Origin of the sequence: Variovorax sp. 770b2 (genome assembly GCF_900115685.1) — a bacterium.
Classification (GTDB): domain Bacteria; phylum Pseudomonadota; class Gammaproteobacteria; order Burkholderiales; family Burkholderiaceae_C; genus Variovorax.
Map to the genome: position 1 here is coordinate 1,826,040 of NZ_FOXJ01000001.1, position 13,198 is coordinate 1,839,237.

The 13,198-nt window shown below is 67.3% G+C and carries 11 protein-coding genes; 8 read left to right on the top strand and 3 right to left on the bottom strand.

Annotated elements, in window-relative coordinates; all coding sequences use genetic code 11:
• The first annotated feature begins 87 nt into the window (after positions 1 to 87).
• From BM133_RS08285 to BM133_RS08310, 6 genes are all read left to right on the top strand, one after another.
• Complete coding sequence (locus BM133_RS08285) at positions 88 to 1,176, top strand: AraC family transcriptional regulator (RefSeq protein WP_093432920.1); 1,089 nt, start codon at positions 88 to 90, stop codon at positions 1,174 to 1,176.
• A gap of 63 nt (positions 1,177 to 1,239) precedes the next feature.
• Positions 1,240 to 2,721 (top strand): protein adenylyltransferase SelO, encoded by a 1,482-nt coding sequence (locus BM133_RS08290; protein ID WP_093432921.1) that lies wholly within the window; start codon positions 1,240 to 1,242, stop codon positions 2,719 to 2,721.
• Positions 2,718 to 3,128 carry a peptide-methionine (R)-S-oxide reductase MsrB gene (gene msrB / locus BM133_RS08295; protein WP_093432923.1) on the top strand — a complete coding sequence of 137 codons (411 nt, stop codon included), beginning with the start codon at positions 2,718 to 2,720 and terminating at the stop codon, positions 3,126 to 3,128. The genes BM133_RS08290 and msrB overlap by 4 nt, the downstream gene beginning before the upstream one ends.
• Positions 3,125 to 3,664: a septation protein A gene (locus tag BM133_RS08300; RefSeq protein WP_093432924.1), complete on the top strand. Its 540-nt coding sequence runs from the start codon at positions 3,125 to 3,127 to the stop codon at positions 3,662 to 3,664. The genes msrB and BM133_RS08300 overlap by 4 nt, the downstream gene beginning before the upstream one ends.
• Positions 3,661 to 3,942, top strand: coding sequence for a BolA family protein (locus BM133_RS08305; RefSeq protein ID WP_093432926.1), 282 nt, complete (start codon positions 3,661 to 3,663; stop codon positions 3,940 to 3,942). Before BM133_RS08300 ends, BM133_RS08305 begins: the two co-directional genes overlap by 4 nt.
• Positions 3,943 to 4,091: 149 nt before the next feature.
• Positions 4,092 to 4,877 (top strand): peptidylprolyl isomerase, encoded by a 786-nt coding sequence (locus BM133_RS08310; RefSeq protein WP_042581659.1) that lies wholly within the window; start codon positions 4,092 to 4,094, stop codon positions 4,875 to 4,877.
• A 63-nt stretch (positions 4,878 to 4,940) separates the two neighbouring features.
• Here BM133_RS08310 and BM133_RS08315 read toward each other — a convergent pair whose 3' ends face one another.
• Both BM133_RS08315 and purL read right to left on the bottom strand, forming a co-directional pair.
• Positions 4,941 to 5,252, bottom strand: a complete 312-nt coding sequence (locus BM133_RS08315; protein ID WP_093432927.1) for a hypothetical protein — start codon at positions 5,250 to 5,252, stop codon at positions 4,941 to 4,943.
• A 7-nt stretch (positions 5,253 to 5,259) separates the two neighbouring features.
• A complete protein-coding gene (gene purL / locus BM133_RS08320) occupies positions 5,260 to 9,267 on the bottom strand; it encodes a phosphoribosylformylglycinamidine synthase (RefSeq protein ID WP_093432929.1) in 4,008 nt (1,335 codons plus the stop codon).
• A 118-nt stretch (positions 9,268 to 9,385) separates the two neighbouring features.
• On the opposite strand from purL, the gene map reads away from it, so the two are divergent.
• A complete protein-coding gene (gene map, locus BM133_RS08325; protein WP_093432931.1) occupies positions 9,386 to 10,210 on the top strand; it encodes a type I methionyl aminopeptidase in 825 nt (274 codons plus the stop codon).
• A gap of 24 nt (positions 10,211 to 10,234) precedes the next feature.
• Positions 10,235 to 12,841, top strand: a complete 2,607-nt coding sequence (locus BM133_RS08330) for a [protein-PII] uridylyltransferase (RefSeq protein ID WP_093432932.1) — start codon at positions 10,235 to 10,237, stop codon at positions 12,839 to 12,841.
• A 9-nt stretch (positions 12,842 to 12,850) separates the two neighbouring features.
• On the opposite strand, the gene BM133_RS08335 is transcribed toward BM133_RS08330, so the two are convergent.
• Positions 12,851 to 13,183: a hypothetical protein gene (locus BM133_RS08335; protein WP_256219094.1), complete on the bottom strand. Its 333-nt coding sequence runs from the start codon at positions 13,181 to 13,183 to the stop codon at positions 12,851 to 12,853.
• Positions 13,184 to 13,198 lie beyond the last annotated feature (15 nt).

Genomic DNA, 13,198 nt, shown 5'->3' on the forward strand with positions numbered 1-13,198 from the left:
CGGCCGAACCCGCCAGAAAATTCTAGGAACGGACCGCGCTTCCCCCGCTATCGCAAGCGAGCCAATTCAATGACTTCAGGAGCCTCCATGCCGCATGCACAGCGCCGACCGCAACGCCGGCCGGGTTGCACACAGCAGCCGGAACTGCGGACCAGCTCGGCCGCCTGGCTCGAAGGCGTGCTCTCGATGTTCGAGGCCGAGGGGCTGGACGTGCCCTCGCTCTTGCGCGACGCGGGCTTCGACCCCGATTCGCTGCACCGCCAGAACGCGCGCGTGCCGGTCGACGAAATCTCCGTGCTCTGGCAGCTCGCGGTGGCACGCGCCGGCAAGCCCACGCTGGGCCTGCACCGCGACCTGGCCGCCACGCACAGCAAGCTGGGCACGGTCGGCCACGCCATGGCCTGCAGCGCCGACCTGGACGCGGCGCTGACGCGGCTCACGCGCTACATGGCCGTGATCTCCGACGCGACCGCCTTCTCGATGCAGCCCGAGGCGCGCGGCTGCTGGATGACGATGGAGCACACCGGCGGCAGCCTGCCGATTCCGCGCCAGCGCGTCGAATACGCGCTCCTGACCGTTCTCATGCAATGCCAGTGGCTCACGCGGCGCGACCTGCAGCCGATGGCGCTGGAATTCGTCTATCCCCCGCCGGCCGACGACCGGCTGCACAGCGAGGCCTTCGGCTGCCCGATCCGCTACAACGCGCCCGTCAACCGCCTCTTGCTGTCGGCGGCCGACATGGCCATGCCGCTGCCCACCTACCACCCCACGCTCGGCGAAATGCAGGAGCACCTGCTGGACGACCAGCTGAACCTGTTGGGCCAGACCACCACCAGCAGCCTGGTGTGCGCCGAGATCGCGCGCCGCCTGCAGCAGGGCGAGCCGCGCCGGCAGGACGTGGCCGCGGGCCTGGGCCTCGCGGAGCGCACGCTGCAGCGGCGGCTGCAGGAGGAGTCGGTGTCGTTCCAGTCGCTGCTGGACCGCACCCGCCGCGAGCTCGCGCAGCAGTACCTGGCGGAAGACCGCCACACGCTCACCGACGTGGCGGACATGCTCGGCTTCGTCGACAGCAGCAATTTCTTCCGGGCCTGCAAGCGCTGGTTCGGCCTGCCGCCCGCGCAGTACCGCGCGCGGATCTGGGATACGGATACGAACACGCCGGCGCTGGCCCACTGAGCCGCGTCGGGCGCCGATGGCCCGCGCGGCAAGGGGTTACGCCCGGTGCCGGACAATCCGGCCATGAGCCTGCTTGCTGAAGACACGGACGTCGCGGACCTGGGATTGCGCTGGAAACCCGGTTTCGCGGCGCTGGGACCCGCCTTTCTCACCCACCTGCGACCGACACCCCTGGCCGATCCTTACTGGGTAGGCCACAGCGAGGCGGTGGCGCGCGAACTGGGGTTGCCGGCCGATTGGCGGCAATCGGACACCACGCTCGCGGCGCTGACCGGCAGCCTGCCGGTCGCCGGCACAAATCCTTTTGCCACCGTTTACAGCGGGCACCAGTTCGGCGTGTGGGCCGGCCAGCTCGGCGACGGGCGGGCGATCATGCTGGGCGAAACCGAGGGCGGGCTGGAGGTGCAACTCAAGGGCGCGGGCCGCACGCCCTACTCGCGCGGCGGCGACGGCCGCGCGGTGCTGCGCTCCAGCATCCGCGAATTCCTCTGCAGCGAGGCCATGCACGGCCTGGGCATCCCGACCACCCGCGCGCTCAGCGTGACCGGCTCCGACGCCCGCGTGTTCCGCGAAGAGCCCGAGAGCGCGGCCGTCGTGGCCCGCGTGGCGCCCAGCTTCATCCGCTTCGGCCACTTCGAGCACTTCGCGGCCAACCAGCGCGAAGACGAACTGCGCGCCCTGGCCGACTACGTCATCGACCGCTACTACCCGGCCTGCCGCACCACCGAGCGGTTCAACGGCAACGCCTACGCCGCGTTCCTCGAAGCTGTGAGCGAGCGCACCGCCACCCTGCTCGCCCAATGGCAGGCCGTGGGCTTCTGCCACGGGGTGATGAACACCGACAACATGAGCATCCTGGGGCTCACCATCGACTACGGGCCGTTCCAGTTCCTGGACGGATTCGATCCGCGGCACATCTGCAACCACAGCGACACCAACGGCCGCTACGCCTTCAACCAGCAGCCCAACGTGGCGTACTGGAATCTCTTTTGCCTCGCGCAGGCGCTGCTGCCGCTGATCGGCGACCAGGAAGTCGCCGTGGCCGCGCTGGAGTCGTACAAGACGGCGTTCCCGAACGCCTTCGAGGCCCGCATGCGCGCCAAGCTCGGCCTCGCGGATGCGGCCGAAAGCGATCGCGCGCTGATCGAAGGCGCGCTCAAGCTCCTGGCCGCCGGCAAGGTCGACTACACGATCTTCTGGCGCCGCCTCTCGCAGTACATGGCCGATGGCAATGTCGAACCGGTGCGCGACCTGTTCCTGGACCGTGCGGGCTTCGACGCCTGGCTGCTATCGTTTTCAGAGCGCCATGCGCAGTCGGTGCGCTCAGAGGCCGCCGGTTTGATGCGCCAATCCAATCCCAAGTACGTGCTGCGGAACCACCTGGGCCAGCAAGCCATCGAAACGGCTGCGCAAAAAGACTTCTCGGGTGTGGCAACCTTGCTCACGCTGCTCCAAACCCCATTTGAAGAACACCCCGGTGCCGACGCGTATGCCGGCTTCCCGCCCGACTGGGCCTCCACGATTGAAATCAGCTGCTCATCATGACCACTCCTGTTGAAAAAACCGACGCCGAATGGAAAGCCGTGCTCGCTGAAAAAGGCGCCGAACCCGCGGCCTTCGAGGTGACCCGCCACGCCGCCACCGAACGCCCCTTCACCGGCAAGTACGAAGCCCATTGGGACGACGGCACCTACCACTGCGTGTGCTGCGGCGCGAAGCTGTTCGAGTCGGGCACCAAGTTCGACGCCGGCTGCGGCTGGCCCAGCTTCTCGGAAGAAGCGGTGCCCGGCGCCATCAGGAACATCGTCGACCGCTCGCACGGCATGGTGCGCACCGAGAATGTCTGCGCCAATTGCGGCGCCCACCTGGGGCACGTGTTCCCCGACGGTCCTACCGAAACGGGCCTGCGCTACTGCATGAACTCGGCGTCGCTCGACTTCCAGAAAAAATGAAACTGATCCTCGACTTCTTCCCGATCCTGCTGTTCTTCGGCGCCTACAAGCTCGGCGACATCTACACCGCCACTGGCGTGCTCATGGCCGCCACCGTGGTGCAGATGGCCATCATCTATGCGATGGAGCGCAAGCTGCAGGCGATGCAGAAGGCCACGCTGGTGCTGATCCTCTTGTTCGGCACGCTCACGCTGGTGCTGCACGACGACCGCTTCATCAAGTGGAAGCCCACCGTGCTCTACGGCGCGATGGCCATCGCACTGGCCGTGGCGCTCTGGGCGCTGAAGAAGAACTTCCTGAAGATGCTGCTGGGCTCGCAGCTGGAGCTGCCCGACCGCATCTGGGGCCGCCTGAACGTGGCGTGGATCGGCTACTGCCTCTTCATGGCGCTCATCAACGGCTACGTGGCGGCGTACTTCACGACCGAGGCCTGGGTCAACTTCAAGCTCTGGGGCTATGTGTTCCCGATCGTCTTCCTGGTGGCGCAGGGCCTGTACATCGCGCCGCACCTGAAAGAAGACAAGCCGACCGCATGACCACCCGCACGACCATTCCCCTGCCGACCGTGGCCGCGCTCGAGGCGGCGCTGCGCGAAGCACTGGCCCCCACGCAGCTCGAGGTGATCGACGAAAGCGCGGCGCACGCAGGCCATTCAGGCGCCAATGCAGAGGGCTACGGCACCCATTTCCGGGTCCGCATCGCCTCCCCGAAGTTCGACGGGAAGCCCCGCGTGGCGCGGCATCGGCTTGTGTATGATGCCCTCCAGGTTTTTATCGCACAGGGTCTGCACGCCATCGCCATCGAGGTGCTCTGAGTCGTCCGTACTGTTGCATGGGGTTGCACACGGCCTTCGCCGCAATGCCCCGGCCGTCGTTCCTCTCCCCCTTTTGTCCGCCTCTCTCCGCTTTCCTTCACGCGCCTTTTCCTACACGCGCATTTCCTCTCCAGCCTGATATTCATTTCATGAAAAAACACATCTTGCAGGCCGTAGCGGCCGCAGCGCTGATCGGTGCCATTCCCATGGCGGCTCTGGCGCAGAACGCAGCCATCGTGAACGGCAAGCCGGTGCCCAAGGCCCGCATGGACGTCCTGGCCCAGCAACTGGCCGCCGCAGGCCGCCCGGTGACGCCCGAGATGCAAAGCCAGCTGCGCGAAGAAATCGTGGCCCGCGAAGTGTTCATGCAGGAAGCGCAAAAGCAAGGCCTGGACGCCAGCGACGACTACAAGAACCAGCTCGAGCTCGCCCGCCAGGCCATCCTGATCCGCGCGCTCTTCGACAACTACCGCAAGACCAACCCGATCTCCGACGCCGACGTGAAGGCCGAGTACGACAAGTTCGTCGCGGCCAACGGCGGCAAGGAATACAAGGCCCGCCACATCCTGGTGGAGACCGAGGACCAGGCCAAGAAGATCCTGGCCGACCTGAAGAAGGGCGGCAAGTTCGAAGACATCGCCAAGAAGCAGAGCAAGGACCCGGGATCGGGCGCCAACGGCGGCGACCTCGACTGGGCCAACCCTGCGAACTTCGTGCCCGAATTCTCGGAAGCGATGATCAAGCTCAAGAAGGGCGAGACCACCCCGGCGCCCATCAAGACGCAGTTCGGCTATCACATCATCCGCGTGGATGACATCCGTCAGGCGCAACTGCCGAAGCTGGAAGAAGTGAAGCCGCAGGTCACGCAGCAGCTGCAGCAACAGCGCCTGCAGAAGTACCAAGAGGAACTGCGCGCGAAGGCCAAGGTCGAGTAAGTCGATCCAGCCAAAGAAAAAGCGGCCCGTGGGCCGCTTTTTCATGGGCGTCTTTTCTCTTTTCTAGATGGCCCAGGTGCCGAAGTTGTCGCCCGGCCCGTCCAGCGCCGTGAACGCCTGCCACGCTTTGTCGGCATCGGCGCCCTGCACCGCCCGGCCCAGCGCGTCGAGGGTGAGGTAGATCTTTTTCGAGGCGCCGAAGTGCGCGGCGTTGAGCACTTCGAGCTGCGGGATCAGCATCTGCAGGATCTGCATTCGCGCCAGCGAAGCGGCGGCCGCGTCCTCGCGCCATGCGAGCAGCAGCCGGCGGATCAGGTCCTCGATGCGCGCCGCCTCCAGCACGTGCTGGCTTCGCGGGTGATCGAGGTCCAGCATGCGCCGGTCAGCCCACCCAGCGGCGCGCATTGCGCCAGATCTGCATCCAGGGGCTCAGTTCGCTCCGGTCGCCCGGCGTCCAGCTCATCTGGATGTTGCGGAACACGCGTTCCGGGTGCGGCATCACGGCCGTGAAGCGGCCGTCCGGCGTGGTCACCGACGTGAGGCCACCGGCGCTGCCGTTCGGGTTGAACGGGTACTGCTCGGTCGCGTTGCCGTGGTTGTCCACGAAGCGCATCGCCGCGATGGTCTTGGCCGCGTCGCCGCGGTGCTTGAAGTTCGCATAGCCCTCGCCGTGCGCCACCGCGATCGGCAGGCGCGTGCCCGTCATGCCCGAGAAGAAGATGCTCGGCGATTCGAGCACCTCGACCATCGACAGGCGGGCCTCGAAGCGCTCGCTCTGGTTGGTGGTGAAGCGCGGCCAGGCTTCGGCGCCGGGAATGATGTCGGCCAGCTCGGCGAACATCTGGCAGCCGTTGCATACGCCCAGGCCGAAGGTGTCTTCGCGGCCGAAGAAGGCCTTGAACTGCTCGGCCAGCTTCGGGTTGAAGGTGATGCTGCGCGCCCAGCCGATGCCCGCGCCCAGCGTGTCGCCGTAGCTGAAGCCGCCGCAGGCGACCACGCCCTTGAAATTGGCAAGGTCCGCCCTGCCCGTCTGCAGGTCGGTCATGTGAACGTCGTAGGCCTGGAAGCCCGCTTCGGTGAACGCATAAGCCATCTCGACATGCGAGTTGACGCCTTGCTCCCGCAGGATCGCCACCTTCGGGCGCGGCTGCAGAATGGCGGGCGCCGCGGGCTGCGCGTTCGGCAGGAACACATGCATGCCCGGGTCCGAAGGCTCGCCGGCCGCGGCGTGCTCGGCATCGGCGCAGGCCGGGTTGTCGCGCTCGCGGGCGATCTTCCAGCTGACCGAGTCCCACACCTGATGCAGGTCGTGCAGCGACGCGCTGAACACCGACTTGGCATCGCGCCAGACTTCCAGCTTGCCCTTGCCCGCATCCATCGCCGAGCTGACAGGCCGCGTCTTGCCGACGAAATGGCTGTGGGCGCTGAGGCCGTGGGCGCGCAGCACCTGCATCACGTCGTTGCGCTCGGCGGTGCGCACCTGCAGCACCATGCCGAGCTCTTCGTTGAACAGCGCCTTGAGCGTGAGCTCTTCGCGCCGCGCGCTGACCTGCTGCGCCCAGTTCTTGGCGTCGCCGGTTTCCATGCGGCTGTCGGAAATGCCGTCGCCTTCGGTGACCAGCATGTCGACGTTGAGCGCCACGCCGACGTGGCCGGCAAAGGCCATTTCGCAGGCGGTGGCGAACAGGCCGCCGTCGCTGCGGTCGTGCATTGCGAGGATCTTGCCGTCGGCGCGGAGGGCATTCACGGCATTCACCAGCGCCACGAGCTGCGCCGGGTCGTCCAGGTCAGGCACCGTGTCCCCGCTCTGGCCGAGCGTCTGCGAGAGGATGCTGCCGGCCATGCGGTGCTGGCCACGGCCCAGGTCGATCAACACCAGCGTGGTGTCGGCCTCTTGCGCATCGAGCTGCGGCGTGAGCGTGCCGCGCACATCGGCGAGCGAGGCGAAGGCGGTGACGATCAGGCTGACGGGCGAGGTGACCTTCTTGGCTTCATCGCCATCTTTCCACTGCGTGCGCATCGACAGCGAATCCTTGCCTACCGGAATCGACACGCCCAGCGCCGGGCACAGTTCCAGGCCCACGGCCTTGACGGTCTCGTACAGCGCGGCGTCTTCGCCGGGCTCGCCACAAGCGGCCATCCAGTTGGCCGAGAGCTTGACGCGCGAGAGTTCGATCGGCGCGGCCAGCAGGTTGGTGATGGCCTCGGCCACGGCCATGCGGCCCGAGGCCGGCGCGTCCAGCGCGGCCAGCGGCGTGCGCTCGCCCATGCTCATGGCCTCGCCGGCGAAGCCCTTGTAGTCGGCCAGCGTCACGGCGCAATCAGCGACTGGCACCTGCCACGGGCCGACCATCTGGTCGCGGTGGCTCATGCCGCCCACGGTGCGGTCGCCGATGGTGATGAGGAAGCGCTTGGAGGCCACGGTCGGGTGCGCGAGCACGTCGATGGCTGCCTTCTGCAGATCGACGCCCGTGAGGTCGAGCGGCTTGAAAGTGCGCGCGACGGTCTTCACGTCGCGGTGCATCTTGGGCGGCTTGCCCAGCAGCACGTCCATCGGCATGTCGACGGGCTGCACGGCCGCGCCTTCGTCGGCCACCAGCAACTGGCGTTCTTCGGTCGCCACGCCGACCACCGAGAACGGGCAGCGCTCGCGCTCGCAGAAGGCCTTGAACTGTTCGAGCGATGCCGGCGCGATGGCCAGCACGTAGCGCTCCTGGCTTTCGTTGCACCAGATTTCCTTGGGCGCCATGCCCGACTCTTCCAGCGGCACCGCGCGCAGGTCGAAGCGCGCGCCGCGGCCGGCGTCGTTGGTCAGCTCGGGGAAGGCGTTGCTCAGGCCGCCCGCGCCCACATCGTGGATCGCCAGGATCGGGTTGGCCGCGCCCTGCTGCCAGCAGTGGTTGATGACCTCCTGCGCACGGCGTTCGATTTCGGGGTTGCCGCGCTGCACGGAGTCGAAGTCGAGCTCGGCCGCGTTGGCGCCGGTGGCCATCGAACTCGCGGCGCTGCCGCCCATGCCGATGCGCATGCCGGGGCCGCCGAGCTGGATCAAGAGCGAACCGGCCGGGAACAGGATCTTCTTGGTCTGCGTGGCGTCGATGCTGCCGAGGCCGCCCGCGATCATGATGGGCTTGTGGTAGCCGCGCTGCACGGTGTCGAGGTCGCTCGTCACCGCCTGTTCGTATTCGCGGAAATAGCCCAGCAGGTTGGGCCGGCCGAATTCGTTGTTGAACGCGGCGCCGCCCAGCGGGCCCTCGGTCATGATCTGCAGGGGGCTGGCGATGTGCTCGGGCTTGCCGTAGTGGCCCTCTTCGGGCCAGAGCTTGGAGACGGTGAAGCCGGTCAGCCCCGCCTTGGGCTTGGAGCCGCGACCGGTGGCGCCTTCGTCGCGGATCTCGCCGCCCGCGCCCGTCGAGGCGCCGGGGAACGGCGAAATGGCGGTCGGGTGGTTGTGCGTCTCGACCTTCATCAGCACATGGCTCAGGGCGCTATCTTTTTGATAGCTCTGCGAGCCGTCGGCCGGAATGAAGCGCTCGATGGTCGCGCCTTCCATCACCGAGGCGTTGTCCGCATAGGCGATCACCGTGTGCTGCGGGTTCTCTTTCTCGGTGTGGCGGATCATCGAGAACAGGCTCTGTGGCTGCGCCTTGCCGTCGATGGTGAACTGGGCGTTGAAGATCTTGTGGCGGCAGTGCTCGCTGTTGGCCTGCGCGAACATCATCAGTTCGACGTCGCTGGGGTTGCGGCCGAGGCGCGTGAAGGCTTCGACGAGGTAGTCGATCTCGTCCTCGGCCAGCGCCAAGCCGAAGCCGGTGTTGGCGGCGACGAGCGCTTCGCGGCCGCCCTTTTGCACGTCGACCTGCGCCATCGGCTGGGCCGGCAGTTCACTGAACAGGCTGGCCGCCTGCTCGACGGTGGCGAGCACCGATTCGGTCATGCGGTCGTGCAGCGGGCCGGCCACGGCGGCGAGCGTGTCGCCCTCGATGACGGGCGCCCTGCCGATCAGCGGCGCCTTGAGCTTCAGGTGGTATTGCGTGACGCGCTCGACCCGGCGCAGCGCCAGGCCGCAGTTGTGGGCGATGTCGGTGGCCTTGGAGGCCCAGGGCGACACGGTGCCCAGGCGCGGCGTGACGACCACCGAGGTGCCCGCCCTGGCCGGCGCCTCGAAGGGCTCGCCGTAGGTCAGCAGCGCGGCGAAGCGGTCGTGGCCGGCTGCGTCGAGCGCGGCGTCGGTGACCACCAGGTGCACGAAACGGGCCGAAATGCCCTCGATGCGCGGCTCGATGGCCTGCAGCTTCGGCAGCAGTTGCCGCGCGCGGAAATCGCTGAGCGCGCTGCCGCCCTCGAACAGGGTTACGACGGGAAGGGCTTGAGGTGCGGGCTGCGTCACGGTCGATGTGGGGCCTCGGGGGCCGCGTTGGGAATCAAGGATCTGGGCGGATGGCCGCTGACTGGGGTCATCCGCGTTAACCCGGAATTTTAGCTTGGTGGATGGGATAATTCCGGGCATGAGCATTACCTACAAAGACGCTGCAGGCATCGAAGCCATGCGCGTCGCCTGCCGCCTCGGCTCCGAGGTGCTGGACTACCTCACGCCCTTCATCAAGCCCGGCATCACGACCAACGACGTGGACCGGCTGGCCGCCGAATACATGGTCAAGCAGGGCACCACCTCGGCCACGGTGGGCTACATGGGCGCCAGCAGCGTCCCGTTCCCCAAGTCGCTCTGCACCTCGGTGAACCACGTGGTGTGCCACGGCATCCCCAACGACAAGCCCCTGAAGAAGGGCGACATCATGAATGTCGACGTCACGGTCATCAAGGACGGCTGGTTCGGCGACAACAGCCGCATGTTCGTGATCGGCGATGCTTCCATCGCCGCCAAGCGCCTGTGCAGCGTCACCTACGAAGCCATGTGGCACGGCATCCTGCAGGTGCGTCCCGGCGCCCACCTGGGCGACGTGGGCCATGCGATCCAGAAGTTCGCCGAAGGCCAGGGCTTCTCGATCGTGCGCGAGTTCTGCGGGCACGGCGTGGGCCAGCGCTTCCATGAAGAGCCGCAGGTGCTGCACTACGGCCGCCCGGGCACCATGGAAGAGCTCAAGCCCGGCATGATCTTCACCATCGAGCCGATGATCAACGCCGGCAAGCGCGACGTGAAGGAAGACTTCAAGGGCGGCCAGTACGACGGCTGGACCATCGTCACCCGCGACCATTCGCTGTCGGCCCAGTGGGAGCACTCGGTGCTCGTCACCGAGACCGGCTACGAAGTGCTGACCCTGTCGGAAGGCAGCCCGCCGCTGCCCTCCTTCGTCACCTCGACCAAGACCTGACGCGCCCCGAGCGCGCCCCCGGCCGTGATCGAAGCAGCCAAGATCGACGTGGCGACGCTGCGCGAAGCCTATCGCGCGAAGAAGCTCGCCCTCTTCGACACCCTGCGCTTTGCGCGCGCCCCCACCCGCAGCGTGCACACGGTGCTGCGCCAGCTCTCGGCGCTGGCCGACCAGACGCTGTGCACCCTCTGGCAGGAGGCCGATTTCGGCGATTCGCTCACGCTGGCGGCTGTCGGCGGTTTCGGCCGCGGCGAACTGTTCCCGTATTCCGACGTCGACGTGCTCCTTTTGCTGCCGCCCGAGGGCGACGCCGCCACGATCGACCCGGCCCGCATCGAGGCCTTCATCGGCCACTGCTGGGACGCCGGTCTTGAAATCGGCTCCAGCGTGCGCACCGTCGACGAGTGCCTGGCCGAGGCCGAAAAAGACGTCACCGTCCAGACCTCGCTGCTCGAGTCGCGGCTGATCGCGGGCAACAAGAAGCTCTTCGTCGCCTTCCGCCGCCGCTTCACGCGCGCCATCGATCCGCAAGCCTTCTTCGTGGCCAAGTCGCAGGAAATGCGGCACCGCCACCAGAAGTTCGACAACACGCCCTACGCGCTGGAGCCCAACTGCAAGGAATCGCCGGGGGGCCTGCGCGACCTGCAGACCATCCTCTGGATGACCAAGGCCGCCGGCTACGGCAGCCGCTGGGACGACCTGGCCAAGAACGGCCTGGCCACCTCCTTCGAGGCGCAGCAGATCAAGCGCAACGAGGCGCTGCTCTCGCTGATCCGCGCCCGGCTGCACGTGATTGCCAACCGGCGCGAAGACCGCCTGGTGTTCGACCTGCAAACGGCCGTGGCGGCCAGCTTCGGCTACGAAAGCGAATCGCAGCGCAAGTCCAGCGAGGCGCTGATGCGGCGCTACTACTGGGCGGCAAAGGCCGTGTCGCAGCTCAACCAGATCCTGCTGCTCAACATCTCCGAGCGCCTGCAGCCGAGCGACGAGCAGCACACGCCGATCAACGAGCGCTTCTACGAGCGGGCCGGCCTCATCGAGATCGCGAGCGACGACCTCTACGAGCGCGAGCCGCACGCCGTGCTCGAGACCTTCCTGCTCTACCAGAAGACCATCGGCGTGCAGGGCCTGTCGGCGCGCACGCTGCGCGCGCTCTACAACGCGCGCCACGTGATGGACAGCAAGTTCCGTAACGACCCGGTCAATCACCAGACCTTCATGCGCATCCTGCTGCAGCCCTACGGCATCACGCATGCCTTCCGGCTGATGAACCAGACCTCGGTGCTGGGGCGGTACCTGCGCGTGTTCCGCAGCATCGTGGGTCAGATGCAGCACGACCTGTTCCACGTGTACACGGTGGACCAGCACATCCTGATGGTGCTGCGCAATGTACGGCGCTTCTTCATCGCCGAGCATGCGCACGAGTACCCGTTCTGCTCGCAGCTCGCGGCCGGTTGGGACAAGCCCTGGATCCTGTACGTGGCAGCACTCTTCCACGACATCGCCAAGGGGCGCGGCGGCGACCATTCGACGCTGGGCGCGCGCGACGTGCAGCGCTTCTGCAAGCAGCACGGCATTGCGCGCGAAGACTCCAGGCTCATCGAATTCCTCGTGGCCGAGCACCTGGTGATGAGCCAGGTGGCCCAGAAGCAGGACCTGAGCGATCCCGAGGTGATCGGCGCCTTCGCCAGGCGCGTGGGCAACGAGCGCTACCTCACCGCCCTGTACCTGCTGACCATCGCCGACATCCGCGGCACCTCGCCGCGCGTGTGGAATGCGTGGAAGGGCAAGCTGCTCGAAGACCTGTACCGCTACACGCTGCGCGCCCTGGGCGGCCGCATGCCCGACCCGGACGCCGAGGTCGAATCGCGCAAGCGCGAGGCACTGGTGCAGCTGGCCCTGCACGCCCAGCGCTTCGAGGCGCACAAGGCGCTGTGGGACACGCTGGACGTCGGCTACTTCATGCGCCACGACGCCACCGAAATCGCCTGGCACGCCAAGCAGCTCTCGCGCTTCGTGCCGCCGCCGAACGTGCCGGTCGATCCGAAGGCGCCGCCCATCGTGCGCGCGCACCTGTCGCCGGTGGGCGAAGGCCTGCAGGTGGTGGTCTACACGCCCGACCAGCCCGACCTTTTCGCGCGCATCTGCGGCTACTTCGACCAGTCGTCGTTCAGCATCCTGGATGCCAAGGTGCACACCACGAGCAACGGCTATGCGCTGGACACCTTCCAGGTCGTGACCACCTTCCTGCCCGACCATTACCGCGACCTCATCAGCATGGTGGAGTCGGGCCTGGCGCAAACGCTCACCGAAGCCGGCGCCCTGCCCCCGCCGAGCATGGGCCGGGTGTCGCGCCGGGTGCGGAGCTTTCCGATCAAGCCGCGCATCAGCCTCCTGCCCGACGACAAGGCGCAGCGCTGGCTGCTCAACATCTCGGCGAGCGACCGCGCGGGCCTCCTGTATTCGGTGGCGCGGGTGCTCGCGCGCCATCACCTCAACCTGCAACTGGCCAAGGTCACGACCCTGGGCGAGCGCGTGGAAGACACCTTCCTGATCAGCGGCCCCGAACTGCAGGGCCAGAAGACGCAGCTCGCGATCGAGACCGAGCTGATGGAAGCGCTGGCCTCCTGATCGCCCGCTTCAGCCGCAGTACGCGCCGACGATGCGGCCGGTGGGCTCGACCTGCAGATTGAGGCGCGTCGCGTCTTGCGCCGGGCTCGCCGTTTCTGTCGCCAGCACCGTGCGGCCCGTCTTGGCGCCGGCGCGCTGCATCATTTCCTGCAGCAACGCCTGGGTCGCCTGCAACCCGAGCCCGAAGCGCGCGGCCGCGGCCTGGCAGGTTTCCGGCGGCGGCGCGAAGCTCGGCGGCTCGGGCACCTCGGAGGTCAGCGGGCGGTCCTTGGGAGGGGCGGCGCAGCCCGCCACCAACAGGGCCACCGCCGACAGGCACAACCAGCTTCGACCATTCTTCATGCGCATACTTTTTTG